Below are 15283 nucleotides of genomic sequence, written 5' to 3' on the forward strand. Positions count from 1 at the left end.
GGTTCGCGCGGCGCCCGCGCCGGCCGCGCCGCATCCGCTCTGCGCGCTGGCCGCGCCGCCCGCGCCCGGGCCTACCGGTGAGCCGTAGGCCCCGTTCATAGACTGGGCCCACGGCCCGCGCCCGGGCCCCGCCCAGTGCAGAGAGCGGGGCTACTTCTTCAGGGCCCGGATCACCCGGGCCAGGGCTCGCCCGGCAACGATCAGGAACGGCACACCGACGGCGAGCAGCGCGATGACGTTCGGCTCGAATCGGGCGGTCCCGCCGGACTTCACATAGGCGCCGATCGGCAGCGATACGCCGCCCCCGCCCCCGCCGGATCCGGCGCCGCCTTCGCCGGTGTCGGCACCGCCGAAGCCGTAGTAGCTGAGCGCCACCGGCACCAGGGTGACGCCGTCGATTTGCACGGGATCACCGTAGGCCGTTTTCACGCCGGCGGAACGGAAGGTTTCTGCAAGTTTTTCCGGGAGGCTGGTCATTCCAACAGGGTAGCGCGACTAGTGCTTGAAGAACGAGGCCGGACGCACGGTTCCCGCCCCGAAACGTTCGGTCACGGAATCGACCGCGAGCTCGGCGCCCCGCCAGTCTTCGTCCGGATCCCACAGCCCGACCGACCCCGATGCCGTGCCGAGCTGCTCGGCACGCACCCCAATCAGGCGCACCCGAATGCCCGAGGCGGCCAGCAGGTCGAAGGCGGCCACGGCTTCCTCGTAAATTCGGCGACCGACACTGCTCGGTTCGGCGAGGGTGCGCGACCGGGTGACCGTGCTGAAGTCGGTGTAACGCAGTTTGAGCGCGACGCGTCGTGCCACCAGGTCGCTTCGGCGCAGCCGTGCGGCCACGAGGTCGCACTGTCGCAGCAGTTCGCTGCGCAGCCGGTCGAGGTCCGTCACGTCGTGTTCGAAGGTCACCTCGTGGCCGACGCTTTTCTCTTCCCGCTCGATCGTCACCGCGCGCGGGTCACGCCCCCAGGACAATTCGAACAGTTTCGCACCGGATGCCTCCCCCAGTGTCTTCTTCAGCACGTCGAGCGATGTGTGCGCAATATCGCCGATGAGTTTCAAGCCAAGGCGGGTCAGCGCCACCTCGGTGGCGGCTCCCACGCCCCAGAGAGCCGTCACCGGCAGTGGATGCAGGAACTCGATCGTCTTCTCGGCCGGAATGACGAGCAAACCGTTGGGTTTGGCCAGGCCGGAGGCGAGTTTGGCGACGAACTTGGTCGAGGCCGCTCCGACAGAGCAAACCAGCCCGGTCTCAGCGAAGACGCGGGCGCGGATGAGTTCGCCGATCACGGCCGGAGAGCCGAACAGGTTGGTCGCTCCGGCCACGTCGAGAAAGGCCTCGTCGATACCGAGTCGTTCCACGAGCGGGGTGACGTCGTCGAAGATGCTCATGACGCGGGTGGAGAAGTCGCGGTACAGCCCCATGTGCGGCTCAAGCACGATGGCGTTCGGGCACTGCCGCAGCGCGAGCGCCATCGGCATCGCCGAGTTCACGCCGTATTTCCGGGCGATGTAGTTGGCCGCCGTGACGACCGAACGGCCGCCGCGATGGCCGACGATCACCGGCTGGTCGACGAATTCCGGGTGGGAGAGCAGCTCGACCGAGACGAAGAACGCATCGAGGTCGACGTGCAGCACGGTAGACGTTCGGTCGTTGACGCCGTCCGCCGAGATCTGCCGCCCGCTGCCGTCCTGTCTGCCCACCGAAAAACTCTAACCCGATCCGGGCAATCGACACTACCAGCCAGCGGTCAAGTTCCATCCCCCGGCATAACTCCTGCAATCTGCCGTCGCAGAATCACCGAACTGAGGCGTTGTAGGGAAGAGCCGCGGCTGCTCCCTGAAATTGCAGGAGTTGTCCGGCTGGGCAGGCGGAAACGGCTAACGCACGATCTTTTCGGCGCCGGCGATGCGCTGCGCGAAATAGATGGGGATGATCGAGACGACTACGAGCACCACTGCGATGACGTTGACGACCGGCGCCTGGTTGGGCCGGAACAGGTTGTCCAGGATCCATAGCGGCAGTGTCTTCACGCTCGACCCGGCAGTGAACGTCGTCACGATTATTTCGTCGAAACTCAGGGCGAAGGCGAGCAGTCCGCCCGCCAACAGCGCGGACCGCAACTGGGGAAAGGTGACGAGGCGAAACGTCGTCCAGATGCCGGCGCCGAGGTCGGACGAGGCATCCTCGAGGCTCGTCCCGAGGCGCCGTAGCCGGGCGATCACGTTGTTGAACACGGTCACGATGCAGAACGTGGCGTGGGCGATGATGAGAGTCAAAATGGACAACTGCACGCCCAGGCCGGTGCGAAAGGCGTTGTTCAGGGCGATGCCAGTGACGATGCCGGGCAGCGCGATCGGCAAAATGACCAGCAGGCTGATGGCATCGCGGCCGAAGAATTCGAAGCGTTGCAATCCGAGTGAGATGAGCGTGCCGAGCACGAGCGCGACCGCCGTCGAGGCGAGCGCCACCTGCAGGCTGGTCAGCACCGCGTCGAGGGCTCCGTCGCTCAGAAAAGCTTTCGCCCACCACTTCAGGGTGAAGCCCGGCGGTGGCCACGTGAGGTTCTGGCTGGTGCTGAACGAGTTCACGAACACCACGAGCAACGGCAGGTAGATCAGGGCCAGAACCACGGCCGTGATGGCCGCGAGCAGGCCGCGGGCCGGTCGACTCAGACGCATGGCGAACTCCTAGAGATTGTTCAGCGCGCCCGTGCGCCGCACGGCGGCGAGGTAGGCGAAGATGATCAGAATGGGGATGAACGCAATCGCGGCCGCGAGCGGCAGGTTGTTCGCCGCCCCGACGTTGGTGTACACGAGATTACCGAGCATCTGGTTGGCCCCGCCGACGATGTTGACGGTGATGTAGTCCCCGAGCGAGAGTGAGAAGCTGAAAATCGACCCGGCTATGATCGCCGGCCAGATCATCGGCAGCACCACCAAGCGCAGCGTCGACCAGGTGCGGCCACCGAGATCACCGGATGCTTCCAGCAGCGAATCCGGCACCCGCTCCAATCCCGCATAGATCGGCAGGATCACATACGGCAGCCAGAGGTAGGACAGGGTGATGATCGTCGCCGGCAGACCGTAACCGGGGCTGTGCCCGCCGAACGGTGAGACGAGCCATTCGAAGATTCCGCCTTGGGAGAGCACCGAACGCCAGGCGTACGCCTTTACGAGGTAGCTCGCCCAGAGCGGCATCAGAATGGCGATCACGAGGATGCGCTGGGCCCGCGGGCTCGCCACCTTGGCCATGTAGAACGCGATCGGCAGGGCGATGACGATATCGATGATGGTGACGAGCAGGGCCACGCCGACGGTGCGCAGCGTCACGGTTTGGTAGAGCGACCCGGTCAGCACTGCCGCGATGTTGTCGAGGGTCCAGGTCTGTGAGATCTGCCCGGTGAACGAGTCGACCGTCCACAGGGCGGTAATCAGCAGCGCGGCGAGGGCCGCGATGTAGACCAGTCCGAGCCAGAACAGGGGGGCACCGAGCAACAGTGACAGCCTCAAACGCGGGTGTCGGCTGAGAAAGACCGAGCCCCGCCGGGCGATGGTGCCCCCTTGCGGGGGCATCACCGCTCCGCGGGTGGGTGGCGCGGAAGCGTCAACCGTCATTGTTATTCCTTCGATCTGGCTCGAACGTGCCGTTATCCCTTGATCTCCTGCCAGGCCGTGGTCCAGTCGGAGTAGTCGGTGCACTCGACGTCGGTGCGCCCGTCGAGGCACTTCGCGATCGGTGTCGACCAGTACCAGATCTGGGCGGCGTACTCGGCGTCGCCGGCGTGGAAGATCTGGCAGTGATCCGGGTTGACCGTGAAGTCGCAAGCTCCGGCGTTGGACGGCGCCTCACCGAAGTACTCGGTGGCTTGCGCGTTGGCTTCCGGGCTCGCGATGTAGTTCAGCCAGGCGTAGGCACAGTTCGGGCTCTTCGCGTCGGCGGCGATCATCCAGGTGTCCGACCATCCGGTGGCACCCTCCTCGGGCAGCACGACCTCGGCCGGGGTTCCCTCGGCGAGCGAATTGCGGATGACCTGCCAGGTGGTGCCGACGACGGTGTCACCGGTTTCGAAGGCCTGCACCTCCTTGAGGTAGTCCGACCAGTATTCGCCGATGTTCACCCGCTGGTCCTTGAACAGTTGAACGGATGCCGCGAGCTGGGTTTCATCGAGCGCGTACGGATTCTCGATTCCCAGTTCCGGCTGGTGCGCCATGAGGTAGACCGCGGCATCCGCCAGGGAGATCGGCGAATCGTACGCGGTCACCGCGCCCTTGTAGGCGGACGATTTGTCGAAGACGACGTCCCACGAGGTGGGCGCCGGGGTGACGACCTCCGTGTTGTACATGAGCAGGTTGGCGCCGTAGCCGTGCGGAATGCCGTAAGAGACGCCGTCGACGCTGTTCCAGGACTGCATCTTCAGAAAGTCGAAGATGCCCTCGTAGTTGGGGATGAGGTCGGTGTTGACCGGGGCGACGTCGCCGGCGGCGACGAGCCGCAACGAGGCGTCCCCTGAGGCCGCGACGACGTCGTAGTCACCGGTCTTCATAAGGCTGAACGCTTCATCCGAGGTGCCGTAGGTCTTGCTGGTGACGGTGCAGCCGGTCTCGTTTTCAAAGGCGCTGACCCAGTCCACTTCGGGGTCATTGCTGCCGTCTTCGACATAGCCGGGCCAGGCCAGCAACGAGACGCTGCCCTCCATCTGTCCGAGGTCGGTCTGGGCTTGGGCGGGTTTCGTCGTGCCACCGCCGCCTGAGCTGGTGCCGCAGGCGGTGAGGAGCAGGGCGACCGATACGATGGCGATGCCCGCGAGAGCGAGGGATGTTCGGCGTGCAGGGGTGCGTTTCATGACTTTCTCCATTCGTGAATCAATCGGTCAGGGGCGGGAAACAAGAGAAGACGCGGCCAGGGTGACGATGTCGGAGTCGTTCCAGCCGACGGTCACGCGCGCGCCGCGATTCTTCGTCGCCACGCGGTGCGCATCGTTCTGTTCGAGCACAACGACGCGCGAGCCGGCATCGAGGTCGACGATGAGTTGGGTGCTGCTGCCGACGTAGATGACCTCGGCCAGTACCCCGGGAGCGACGCGATCGGCGACAAGGGGCAGGTTCTCGGTGGTGACGCTGATCTTTTCGGGGCGCACCGAGTGCACGCCGCTGCGGCCGAGCAACGCCTGCGAGATGTTGTCGTCGAAGATGTTCGAAGTGCCCACGAAAGCGGCGACGAAGGGCGAAGCCGGGCGCTCGTAGATCTCGGCCGGGGTGCCGAGCTGTTCGATCCTGCCCTCGTTGAACACCGCGATACGGTCGCTGAGGGTGAGCGCCTCCTGCTGGTCGTGCGTGACGAAGATAAACGTGATGCCGAGGGTGCGCTGCAGTTCCTTGAGTTCGACCTGCATTTGCTCGCGCAGCTTCAGGTCGAGCGCGCCGAGCGGTTCATCAAGCAGCAACACCTTGGGCGACACAACGGTGGCCCGGGCCAGCGCCACCCGCTGGCGTTGCCCGCCGGAGAGCTGGCTGGGCTTGCGATCGGCGAAACCGCCCAGTCGCACCGTGTCGAGGGCCGCTCTGGCCTGCTGGTGCCTGGCTCGTTTGGCGACACCGCGCACGCGCAGCCCGTAGGCGACGTTGTCAAGCACGCTCATGTGCGGAAACAGGGCGTAGTCCTGGAACACGGTGTTGACGTCGCGGTCGAACGGCGCCCGGTCGGTGACGTCCTGGCCGAACAGGGAGATCGTTCCGCTGGAGGGTTGTTCAAAGCCGGCGATCAGCCGCAACACCGTGGTTTTTCCCGAACCCGAGGGACCGAGCATGGAGAAGAATTCCCCCTCGCTAATGTCGAGGTCGACACCGTCGACGGCTTTGACGCTGCCGAAACTCTTGGTCAGTCCGGTCAAACGGATGGCGGGTTGCGCACCGGTCATACGATCTCCTCAGTTATTCGCTGGCTCCCTGCTCACTCACAGGGTAATCATATGGAGTTAGATGTCATAAAAGTACGCCGGGATGTTACGGTCGTGTCACGACCTGAAATGAGCCGCCCATGCCGAAGTCCATTCGCGCCGGATCGGGAACGCGCGCGGCCATTTTTGCCCCGCTCGACGGTGCGGGGCGGGCCGAGCTCGTGTTGCAGCGCCTGACCGACGCCATCGTGCTCGGAGTGCTGCACGACGGTGAACGGCTGCCGAGCGAAGCCGCACTGGCCCGCCAGCTCGGCGTCGCCACGGTCACCGCGCGCGACGCGCTCGAAATCCTGCGCCGCAACAACCTCGTGCAGACCAAGCGTGGTCGCGATGGCGGCAGTTTCGTCACCTTCACCGGCGGGAGCGCCAACAGTCTGCAGGAGGATCGCCTCCTGGCCTGTTCCCGGGTGCAGGTGCGAGACCTCGGCGTGCACTATTCCGCGATCGCCGGCCTCGCCGCCGAATTGGCCGCCGACCGCGCCAGTGCGGCCGACGTCGACAACCTCGAACGCATTCTCGACCGCACCGATGCCGGCACAGCGGATGTCGCGCGCCGCGGCCAGGGCACCTTTCGTCTCGAGGTGGCCGCGCTCAGCCAGTCCGCTCGCCTCGTGCGCGAGGAGTTGCGGTTGCAGGCCGAATTTGGCTCCTTGCTCTGGCTCGGCCTGCGTGAACCCCTTCGACGGCAACGCTGCCGTGCGGTGCAACGCGAGACGGTCGCCGCGCTCGTCGCCGAGGATGGCGCTCGGGCGAGGCAGCTCACCGTCTCGCAGATCATCGAATCAATCGAGTGGCTGATCGAGGCGAAGTCAGTCTTGGAACGGACAGGCAGGTCGACGACCACCGGCAGTGGGACCACGCCTGTCTCGAGCGAGGCACCCGTATGACCATCATTCCCGAGCAGAAGACTCCCCCCACCAATGCCTGGGTCGCGTCCATTGCCGCCGTGTTCGACCCGGTTTTCGCCCGCTTGGAACAGTGGGCAAACCTGGTGGAGCGCTATGCCGCGCGTCCTGGCAGCGTCGCCGAACGGGCCGAACTCGATCCCCTGGTGGAAAGGCTGGTGATCCGGGCGTTCGCCGACTCGGACGGCACGGTAATCGGAGCCGGCTTTGTGTCGGCCCCGCACTTTCTGGGCTGGCACCTGGCCTGGTGGCTGGGCGGGCAGAACGCGGCGTCGCCGAGGCTGCCGGCCGACGGCATCCGTCATCTGGAAACGCTCGAAGACCCTCTCGACGAGAATTTTCGCGACTACACCGCCTTGGAGTGGTGGCGGGTTCCCGCTCAAACCGGACGACGGCATATCACCGGGCCCTATGTGGATTATTTGTGCACCGACGAGTACACCCTGACGCTCACGCTGCCGGTGTACCGCGGCGTCGAGCTCATCGGCGTCGTCGGGATCGACCTGTCGGTCGATGAGATCGAGCGCGATCTCGTTCCGCTCCTGAGCACTGACGCCGTTGCGGTGACGGTCATCAACGCGAGCGGCCGGGTGGTCGTCTCGACCGACACCCACCTCGCGACCGGCGCGCTGCTGCGCCTGCCGGGTTTGACCAGGCTTCTGGCCGACCCCGCGCCAACGGACGCCGCAGTGGGGCTGCACGGTGCACACACGTTCCAGTGGTGCGGCCGAACCGGGCTCGCCGTCGTGGCCGGGCCCGCGGCCGACCGGGCGCCGGACTAACCGATCGTGGTGCCGAAGGCGAGCCCGAGCAGGTAGGTGACCGCGGCCGCGCCGAGGCCGATGACGAGTTGCCGCAGGGCGCGCGTCAACGGCGGCCCGCCGGAGAGCAGGCCGACCACGGCACCGGTGGCGAGCAGGGCCACGCCGACCAGAAGGGTCGCGACGATGATGGCCGCGAACCCGCTCATGCCGAACAGGTAGGGCAACACCGGCAGCAGCGCCCCCGACGCGAAGAAGCAGAAGCTCGACAGGGCCGCGCCGGTTCCCGTGCCGATGGCCTCATGCTCGTCGGGTTCCGGCGCCTGCCTGCTGACCGCGGCAATCGGTCCGGTCGCCGCATAGGCGGTGGCGAGCACCCCGCGGGCGTAGGTCTCAGCTTCGTCTTCAGACATGCCGCGGGCCCGATAGACCAGGGTCAGTTCGTTTGCGGCAAGGTCGAGGTGCGAAAGCACGCTCTTGGCCGGCGCAGCGGGGCTTGAAGCTTCGAGCAGTTCCCGCTGGGACCGCACCGAGACGTACTCGCCGGCACCCATCGAGAGCGCCCCGGCCAGCAGCCCGGCGATGCCGGTGAACAGGATCGTCGCGGGCGGCACGCCGGTGGCCCCGATGCCGAGCACGAGGGCGAGGTTGCTGACGAGCCCATCGTTGACACCGAACACGGCGGCGCGAAAGGTGCCCGACAGGCGTTTGCGACCGCGGGCGGCGAGGCCGCGCACGACCTCTTCGTGCACGATCTCGTCAGCGGCCATGGCGTTGGTCGCGTCCGCATCCGCGTCGTAGGGCGACCGACCCTCGGCCCGCTGGGCGAGGGCGAGCACGAACACCGAACCGAACCGTCGAGCAAGCAGCGCCAAAAACCGGGTGCGCAGCGCGCCGCGCCTCGGTGAGCCGATATCGTTGCCGAGCAGTTGGCGCCAGTGCTCTTCGTGCCGCCCCTCGGCCTCGGCGAGGGCGAGCAAAATCTGGCGCTCCTCGCCGGCGCGACGGTTGGCGAGGTCGCGATACACGGCGGCCTCGGCCTGTTCGTCCGCCAGGTATTGCCGCCACCGACGGATGTCGCGGGTCGACGGGGTGCGCTCGCCCGGCTCTGGCGTGAGTGCGCTCACGCCTCCGGCGCTGCTTCCAGGAAACTCTGCGGGATGCGCGCGGAGTCGTGCGGACCGGAGCCGTCGAGACCGAAGAATGGTTCCTCGAATCGAACGACCCAGAATTTTTCCCGCATGACGGTCGGTGCGTAGAGCCCGGAGCCCTCCGACTCCCCCGCCGCCACGATCACGCCGATCGGGTCGTCAATAAGAGACTCGGGAAACCGGGTGCGATCGAGCCGCACGATGACCTGCACGCCCACTCCGAAAACAGCGCTCTGACCACTCATGCGTTACTCGATCGCCTGGGCGCGTTCGAGCACGAGTTCGCGCACGCGCGCGGCGTCCGCTTGCCCGTGCATGGCCTTCATGACCGCGCCGATGACGGCGCCGGCCGCCTGCTGCTTGCCGCCCCGAATCTTGGCGAGCACGTCGGGCTGGCCGAGCAGCGCGGCGTCGATGGCCGCGATGAGCGCACCGTCGTCGGAGACCACGGCGAGGCCGCGGCTGGCGACGACCTCGGCCGGAGTACCTTCCCCGGCGATGACGCCTTCGAGCACCTGGCGGGCCAGTCGGTCGGTGAGGGTTCCGTCCGAGACGAGTTCGATCAGCGCGGCGAGCTGTATCGGTGTCACGAGCGAGTCGGCGGCGGCCCCGGCCGCGTTGGCGAGCCGGGCGATTTCGCCGGTCCACCACTTGCGTGCGGCCTGAGCGGATGCCCCGGCAGCGACGGTTGCTTCGACCGCATCGAGCAGATCGGAGTTCACCACGTCCTGGAACTCGAGGTTCGCAAAACCCCACGCTGCCTGTAGGCGCTTGCGGCGGGCCGCGGGCGGCTCGGGCAGGGTCAGGCGCAGTTCTTCGACCCAGTCGCGCGACGGTGCCATCGGCAGCAGGTCGGGCTCGGGAAAGTAGCGGTAGTCATCGGCGTCACTCTTGGGCCGACCGGCACTCGTGATTCCGGTGTCTTCGTGCCAGTGCCGGGTCTCCTGCGTGATGGTGCCACCGCCGGCAAGCACGGCAGCCTGGCGCTGGATCTCGTATCGCACAGCGCGTTCGACCGAGCGCAGCGAGTTGACGTTCTTGGTCTCGGTGCGAGTGCCGAGCACGTTCGACCCGCGCGGGCGCAGGGAGACGTTGGCGTCGCAACGCACGTTGCCCTCTTCCATGCGGGCGTTGGAGACGCCGAGGGCCTTGGCGATCTCACGAATTGCAGCGACGTAGGTCCTGCCAATCTCGGGGGCGTCGTGCTCGGCGCCCTCGATCATCTGGGTGACGATCTCCACCAGCGGCACTCCGCCACGGTTGTAATCGACAAGAGAGTAGTCGGCGCCCTGGATGCGTCCGGTGGCGCCACCCATGTGGGTGAGCTTGCCGGCGTCGTCCTCCATGTGGGCGCGTTCGATCTCGACGGTGACCAGACGGCCACTTTCGAGTTCGATCGTGATCGAACCGTCGTGGCAGATGGGGTCGTCGTACTGGCTGGTCTGAAAGTTCTTCGCCGTGTCGGGGTAGAAGTAGTTCTTGCGGGCGAACCGCGAGTGTTCCGCGATCTCACATCCCAAAGCCAGCCCCAAGCGGATGCTGGATTCGATCGCCTTCTTGTTCACCTGCGGCAGCCCGCCGGGCAGGCCGAGGCAGGTGGGACAGGTGTTCGTGTTGGCGCCGGAGCCGAACTCGTTGGCGCAACCGCAGAACATTTTGGTTTTGGTGTTGAGTTCGACGTGCACCTCGAAGCCGAGCACCGGCTCGAACAGTTCGAGTGCTTTGTCGAAGTCCATCAATTCGGCCCGGTTCTTCATTTCTGCGCTGGGCATCAAACGGCTCCCTCTTCGCTGGCAAACATTTCGGTCGGGGTCAGGGCTGGTGCCTGGCTGAGCATGGTGTGTCCCCAGCGCGCTTCGAGCAGCTGCTCGATGGCGGCGCCGACGGTGTAGAGGCGGGCATCCGCTTTGGCGGGGGCCATGATCTGCAGGCCGACCGGCAGCCCGTCTTCGGGCGCCAGACCGATCGGAATGCTCATGCCGGGCACGCCGGCGAGGTTGGCCGGAATGGTGGTCACGTCGTTGATATACATGGCCATCGGGTCAGCGAGCTTTTCACCGAACTTGAACGCGGTGGTCGGAGCACTCGGCGAGACGAGCACGTCAACCTGGCTGAACGCGGCGGCGAAATCACGCTGAATGAGCGTGCGCACCTTCTGCGCACTGCCGTAGTAAGCGTCGTAGTAGCCGGCGCTCAGGGCGTAGGTGCCGAGGATGATGCGCCGCTTGACCTCGGCGCCGAAACCCGCCTCACGGGTGGCGCTCATGACGTGCTCGCTCGTGAGCGAACCGCTGGCCGGGTTGACCCGGATGCCGAAGCGCACCGAGTCGAAGCGCGCCAGGTTGCTCGAGGCCTCGGCCGGCAGAATCAGGTAGTAGGCCGCGACGGCGTACTCGAAGTTCGGGGCGGAGACCTCGGTGATCTCGGCGCCGGCGGCGACGAGCAGGGCAAGGGTTTCCGTGAAGCGCTGGGTGACGCCGGCCTGGAATCCATCGCCGGAGAGTTCCTTGATGACGCCAACGCGCACGCCCTTGAGGGCGCCGTCCTTGAGGCCAGCTTGGACCGCGGCGGCCATCGAGGGCCAGCTGTCGGTCAGCGAGGTGGAATCCAGCGGGTCGTGCCCGCCGATGACATCGTGCAGCAGGGCGGCGTCGTAGACCGTGCGGGAGACCGGGCCGACCTGGTCGAGGCTCGACGCGAGGGCGATAGCGCCATAGCGGGAGACTCCGCCATAGGTCGGCTTGACGCCGACCGAGCCGGTCACGGCGGCCGGCTGGCGAATCGATCCGCCGGTGTCGCTGCCGAGGGCGAGCGGCGCCTGAAAGGAGGCAATGGCCGCGGCCGAGCCGCCGCCGGAGCCACCGGGGATGCGGTCGCGGTCCCAGGGGTTGCGGGTGACGCCATAGGCGGAGTGCTCGGTGGAGGACCCCATGGCGAATTCGTCCATGTTGGTCTTGCCGAGCGGAATCAGCCCGGCCGCACGCAGGCGGGCGACGACGGTCGCATCGTACGGCGGCACCCAGCCCTCGAGAATTTTCGACCCGGCGGTGGTGGGCATGTCCTGGGTGGCGAGCACGTCTTTGATCGCAATCGGAACACCGGCGAGCGGGTGCAGCGATTCACCCGCAACGCGGCGGGCATCGATCGCGGCGGCGGTGTTGAGGGCGGCGTCGGCTGCGACGTGCAGAAAAGCATGCAGGTCGGTGTCGACCGCCGCGATGTGGTCAAGGTGGGCGCGGGTCGCCTCGACGGCGCTGACCTGCTTGCTGACCAACAGTTCACTCAGCGCAGCGGCGGAGAGCTTGGTGAGATAGGTCATGGTCACTCCTCGTCCAGAATGGCAGGCACGCGGAATTTGTCCCCGGCGCGGTCGGGTGCACCGGACAGTGCCTGCTCAACCGTCAGGGAGGGCACGACGACGTCCTCGCGGAACACGTTGGTCAGCGGCATCGGATGGCTCGTGGCCGGTGTATCGGCTGTGGCAACCTCAGACACTTTGGCGATCGAGTCGACGATCTGGCCGAGGTCATGGGTGAGATCGGTGATCTCGAGGGGGCTGAGGTCGATCCGGGCGAGGTATGCCAAATGGGCAACCTGCTCGGCCGTGATTTCAGACATGGTGCTCCGATACGCATTGGGGTGGATACTCCAATCCTATTCGCCAGCCGCCGCGAGCCCGATCCGCCGACCGCACCAGGTGCGCACCCGCGCCCCTGGAGTCCGTGTCCGCCGCCTGGACCGGCACCGGCACCGGTTGGCCATTCGCGTTGGTCGTGTGAAGCCTGGCATCGCCGACGAGGAGAAAAAAGTCTCCTGGAGCCAGAATTTCAGCGGGAACTAACCGTGTCGGAGCACACTGTCAGTTATGAGAGCAATTGTTATTGAGCAGAACCCGGGCGGATCCGTGCTTTCGATGCGGGATCTCCCGAGCCCTGAACCGGGCCTGCGTCAGGTGAAGATCCGTGTGCGGACCGCATCGGTGAACCGTGCCGACCTGGGCCAGCGCGCGGGCACCCACCAGCCGATCAGCCCAGGCAACGCTCCGGTCGTTGTGGGGCTGGATGCCGCAGGCGACGTCGTGACGGTGGGACAGGAGGTGAGGAGCGTGAACGTCGGGGACCGCGTCATGGCCACCGTCAGTGGAGGTTTGAGCGAGGAAGTCATCGTTGACGCTGCGCTGGTCGTACCGATTCCGCAGACGTGGACCTACGCGGAGGGTGCTGCTGCCATCCTCGGATTGATGACGGAGCACAACGCGCTCCGCACTGCGGGTGACCTCAAGCCGGGCGAAACGGTGCTCGTTCATGCGGCTGCCTCGTCGGTAGGGCTTCAGTGCGTACAGCTGGCAAAGTACCTGGGCGCTGGACTCATCATTGCTACCGTTCGCACAGACCGGGCAACTGACCTGCTCCGTTCTTCGGGTGCCGATCACGTACTCGAAGTTGGCGAGGCCGGTTTTGCAGATCAAGTTCTGCAACTGACGGATGGTCGCGGCGTCGACGTCATCGTCGACCATGTTGGTGGCCCGTATCTTGCGGACAATATTCGCTGCGCCGCACTCCTGGGGCGCCTGGTCGGTGTGGGGCGTCTGGGTGGTGCCCACGGTGTTCTTGACCTGGAAGCACTGGCCTTCAAACGATTGAGCATCATCGGGGTCACCTTTCGTACCCGTGACGCTGCGGAAAAAGCCGACATCGTCGCCACGCTGCTGTCCGAGGTCGACCCGGCTTTCGAAGCACTACGCCCATCGATTGATCGGATTCTGCCCTGGACCGAAGTCCAACAAGCGCAGGATCTCATGGCCGCGAACGCCCACCTGGGCAAGATCGTTCTCAGCCTTGAGAATACGTAAGCCAGACCGTCTAGAAATGCACACGACGTAAGGAACCTCATGCGCGAAACCGACTTTTTTAAGGGCGTTCGGGTGCCCGTCATCGGCCAGGGAACCTGGCATCTCGGTGAGGACGCCGCGAAGCGAAAGACCGAGGTGGCGGCCCTGTGCGCCGGGATCGACGCCGGCCTGACCGTGATCGACACCGCCGAAATGTATGGCGACGGGGCCTCGGAAGAACTGGTCGGCGAGGCCATCCGAGGCCGACGCGATGACGTCGTGCTGGTCAGCAAGGTCTACCCGCATAACGCCAGCCGCAGCGGTGTCGTCGCTGCGTGCGAGCGCAGCCTGCGCCGGCTCGGAACCGATCGGCTCGATGTCTACCTACTGCATTGGGCCGGCAGTTTTGCGTTATCCGAGACCGTCGACGGGTGCGAACACCTCCGTGAAGCCGGCAAGATTCGAAGCTGGGGGTTATCGAATTTCGACCGGGATGATCTGAGGCAAGCACCAGACGGATGCGCCACCAATCAGGTGCTCTACAACCTCGGTAGTCGGGGCATCGAGTTTGATCTCCTGCCCTGGCAACAACGCGCAGGCATGCCGCTCATGGCCTACTCGCCACTCGGTCAGGGACCGACCCTGCTCCGGCATCCACTCCTGGCCGAAATCGGAGAACGCCACGGAGTGACTGCTGCCCAGATCGCACTCGCCTGGGTCATCAGACAACCGGGCATCATCGCGATCCCCAAAGCATCGTCACTCGAGCACGTACAGCAGAATATCGGCGCGGGTGCGGTCGTCCTCGACGCCGAGGATTGCCTGTCTCTGGATAGCGCATTTCCGGCACCCCGCAGCAAGCAACCCCTCGATATTCTGTGACGTCGTCGTCTCGTTTGTGAAGGCGATTCTCGGCAGAGTCGAGTGCTCTCGATCCGTAGGAGACACACTGGCCGGTCCAGTGCGATCGTGATAGACCTGAGCCATACACACTTTCCGCGCAGTCTCAGACTGTCCGGACATTCATCCTGAGTACCTCTCCGAGAGTGAAGACGGACCGTCCGTCTTCACGGTCATGAAATTCGAGGAGTGAAGAAAAATGAAAGCAGTCGTTTACAAGGGCCCCAATGAGGTCAACGTCGAAGAAGTTCCGGATGCCACGATCGAACGTCCCACCGATGTTCTGGTGCGCATCACGGCCACGAATATCTGCGGTTCAGATTTGCACATGTATGAGGGACGTACCGATTTCGCGGTTGGACGCACGTTCGGTCACGAGAACATGGGCGAGGTCATCGAGGTCGGTAACGGCGTCGACAAGGTCAAAGTGGGCGAACGCGTCGTGTTGCCGTTCAATATTTCCTGCGGCTTTTGCAAGAATTGCGAACGCGGTTTTACCAACTACTGCATGACTACTCAACCCGACCCGGTCGGTGCTGGCGCTGCGTACGGCTTCGCCGGCATGGGTCCGTATCCCGGCGGGCAGGCCCAAATGTTGCGTGTGCCCTACGGTGACAACAACTGCTTGCGCCTGGGTGAAGACGCCAAAGAAAAGCAGAACGATTACGTGATGCTCTCGGACATCTTCCCGACGGGCTACCACGCTACCGAAATGGCCGGCGTGATCCCCGGTGACACGGTCGTGATTTACGGTGCGGGTCCGGTCGGGCTGATG

At 65.5% G+C, this 15283-nt stretch carries 16 protein-coding genes; 5 read left to right on the forward strand and 11 right to left on the reverse strand.

Translation table 11 applies throughout. From position 1 onward, the window contains the following. Nucleotides 1-150 precede the first annotated feature (150 nt). The 6 genes from E3N85_RS15825 to E3N85_RS15850 all read right to left on the reverse strand — a co-directional run bounded on the left by E3N85_RS15825 (nt 151) and on the right by E3N85_RS15850 (nt 5921). The gene (locus E3N85_RS15825; protein ID WP_134464918.1) at nt 151-477 is read right to left on the reverse strand and encodes a hypothetical protein; all 327 of its coding nucleotides are present in this window, start codon (nt 475-477) and stop codon (nt 151-153) included. Nucleotides 478-495: 18 nt separating this feature from the next. Further along, nucleotides 496-1704 (reverse strand): DNA polymerase IV, encoded by a 1209-nt coding sequence (dinB, locus tag E3N85_RS15830; protein ID WP_134464920.1) that lies wholly within the window; start codon nt 1702-1704, stop codon nt 496-498. Between the two features lie 177 nt (nt 1705-1881). Beyond that, nucleotides 1882-2682, reverse strand: coding sequence for an ABC transporter permease (locus tag E3N85_RS15835; protein ID WP_134464922.1), 801 nt, complete (start codon nt 2680-2682; stop codon nt 1882-1884). A 9-nt stretch (nt 2683-2691) separates the two neighbouring features. Continuing rightward, nucleotides 2692-3618: an ABC transporter permease gene (locus tag E3N85_RS15840; RefSeq protein WP_134464924.1), complete on the reverse strand. Its 927-nt coding sequence runs from the start codon at nt 3616-3618 to the stop codon at nt 2692-2694. A 32-nt stretch (nt 3619-3650) separates the two neighbouring features. After that, entirely contained in the window at nt 3651-4847 is a 1197-nt protein-coding gene (locus E3N85_RS15845) for an ABC transporter substrate-binding protein (RefSeq protein WP_134464926.1), read from the reverse strand. Between the two features lie 27 nt (nt 4848-4874). Continuing rightward, the gene (locus E3N85_RS15850; protein WP_134464928.1) at nt 4875-5921 is read right to left on the reverse strand and encodes an ABC transporter ATP-binding protein; all 1047 of its coding nucleotides are present in this window, start codon (nt 5919-5921) and stop codon (nt 4875-4877) included. Between the two features lie 119 nt (nt 5922-6040). Between E3N85_RS15850 and E3N85_RS15855 the strand changes: the two genes are divergently transcribed. Both E3N85_RS15855 and E3N85_RS15860 read left to right on the forward strand, forming a co-directional pair. Continuing rightward, entirely contained in the window at nt 6041-6847 is an 807-nt protein-coding gene (locus tag E3N85_RS15855; protein ID WP_134464930.1) for a FadR/GntR family transcriptional regulator, read from the forward strand. Beyond that, complete coding sequence (locus tag E3N85_RS15860) at nt 6844-7647, forward strand: cache domain-containing protein (RefSeq protein ID WP_134464932.1); 804 nt, start codon at nt 6844-6846, stop codon at nt 7645-7647. Before E3N85_RS15855 ends, E3N85_RS15860 begins: the two co-directional genes overlap by 4 nt. Here E3N85_RS15860 and E3N85_RS15865 read toward each other — a convergent pair. From E3N85_RS15865 to gatC, 5 genes are read right to left on the reverse strand one after another with little or no spacing between them, the layout of a single operon-like run. Next, the gene (locus E3N85_RS15865; RefSeq protein ID WP_134464934.1) at nt 7644-8753 is read right to left on the reverse strand and encodes a VIT1/CCC1 transporter family protein; all 1110 of its coding nucleotides are present in this window, start codon (nt 8751-8753) and stop codon (nt 7644-7646) included. The genes E3N85_RS15860 and E3N85_RS15865 overlap by 4 nt on opposite strands. Beyond that, complete coding sequence (locus E3N85_RS15870; protein WP_134464936.1) at nt 8750-9022, reverse strand: hypothetical protein; 273 nt, start codon at nt 9020-9022, stop codon at nt 8750-8752. The genes E3N85_RS15865 and E3N85_RS15870 overlap by 4 nt, the downstream gene beginning before the upstream one ends. 3 nt (nt 9023-9025) lie before the next feature. Then, nucleotides 9026-10549, reverse strand: coding sequence for an Asp-tRNA(Asn)/Glu-tRNA(Gln) amidotransferase subunit GatB (gatB, locus tag E3N85_RS15875; protein WP_241978563.1), 1524 nt, complete (start codon nt 10547-10549; stop codon nt 9026-9028). Then, nucleotides 10549-12096, reverse strand: coding sequence for an Asp-tRNA(Asn)/Glu-tRNA(Gln) amidotransferase subunit GatA (gene gatA / locus E3N85_RS15880; protein WP_134464938.1), 1548 nt, complete (start codon nt 12094-12096; stop codon nt 10549-10551). The genes gatB and gatA overlap by 1 nt, the downstream gene beginning before the upstream one ends. A 2-nt stretch (nt 12097-12098) precedes the next feature. Next, complete coding sequence (gatC, locus tag E3N85_RS15885) at nt 12099-12395, reverse strand: Asp-tRNA(Asn)/Glu-tRNA(Gln) amidotransferase subunit GatC (RefSeq protein WP_134464940.1); 297 nt, start codon at nt 12393-12395, stop codon at nt 12099-12101. 247 nt (nt 12396-12642) lie between these two features. Between gatC and E3N85_RS15890 the strand changes: the two genes are divergently transcribed. The 3 genes from E3N85_RS15890 to E3N85_RS15900 all read left to right on the forward strand — a co-directional run. Next, a complete protein-coding gene (locus E3N85_RS15890; RefSeq protein WP_134464942.1) occupies nt 12643-13629 on the forward strand; it encodes a zinc-binding dehydrogenase in 987 nt (328 codons plus the stop codon). 39 nt (nt 13630-13668) lie between these two features. After that, nucleotides 13669-14490 carry an aldo/keto reductase gene (locus E3N85_RS15895; RefSeq protein WP_134464944.1) on the forward strand — a complete coding sequence of 274 codons (822 nt, stop codon included), beginning with the start codon at nt 13669-13671 and terminating at the stop codon, nt 14488-14490. 217 nt (nt 14491-14707) lie between these two features. After that, nucleotides 14708-15283, forward strand: a 576-nt coding sequence (locus E3N85_RS15900) for an alcohol dehydrogenase catalytic domain-containing protein (RefSeq protein WP_166783983.1), incomplete at its 3' end; no start/stop codon positions are given.

It is taken from the genome of Cryobacterium sp. Hz9, assembly GCF_004402825.1.
Lineage (GTDB): Bacteria > Actinomycetota > Actinomycetes > Actinomycetales > Microbacteriaceae > Cryobacterium > Cryobacterium gelidum.

Coding starts and splice junctions, on each gene's coding strand:
- E3N85_RS15825 (WP_134464918.1), bottom strand. CDS start 477: ATGACCAGCCTCCCGGAAAAACTTGCAGAAACCTTCCGTTCCGCCGGC.
- E3N85_RS15835 (WP_134464922.1), bottom strand. CDS start 2,682: ATGCGTCTGAGTCGACCGGCCCGCGGCCTGCTCGCGGCCATCACGGCC.
- E3N85_RS15840 (WP_134464924.1), bottom strand. CDS start 3,618: ATGACGGTTGACGCTTCCGCGCCACCCACCCGCGGAGCGGTGATGCCC.
- E3N85_RS15845 (WP_134464926.1), bottom strand. CDS start 4,847: ATGAAACGCACCCCTGCACGCCGAACATCCCTCGCTCTCGCGGGCATC.
- E3N85_RS15850 (WP_134464928.1), bottom strand. CDS start 5,921: ATGACCGGTGCGCAACCCGCCATCCGTTTGACCGGACTGACCAAGAGT.
- E3N85_RS15855 (WP_134464930.1), top strand. CDS start 6,041: ATGCCGAAGTCCATTCGCGCCGGATCGGGAACGCGCGCGGCCATTTTT.
- E3N85_RS15860 (WP_134464932.1), top strand. CDS start 6,844: ATGACCATCATTCCCGAGCAGAAGACTCCCCCCACCAATGCCTGGGTC.
- E3N85_RS15870 (WP_134464936.1), bottom strand. CDS start 9,022: ATGAGTGGTCAGAGCGCTGTTTTCGGAGTGGGCGTGCAGGTCATCGTG.
- gatB (WP_241978563.1), bottom strand. CDS start 10,549: ATGCCCAGCGCAGAAATGAAGAACCGGGCCGAATTGATGGACTTCGAC.
- gatA (WP_134464938.1), bottom strand. CDS start 12,096: ATGACCTATCTCACCAAGCTCTCCGCCGCTGCGCTGAGTGAACTGTTG.
- gatC (WP_134464940.1), bottom strand. CDS start 12,395: ATGTCTGAAATCACGGCCGAGCAGGTTGCCCATTTGGCATACCTCGCC.
- E3N85_RS15890 (WP_134464942.1), top strand. CDS start 12,643: ATGAGAGCAATTGTTATTGAGCAGAACCCGGGCGGATCCGTGCTTTCG.
- E3N85_RS15895 (WP_134464944.1), top strand. CDS start 13,669: ATGCGCGAAACCGACTTTTTTAAGGGCGTTCGGGTGCCCGTCATCGGC.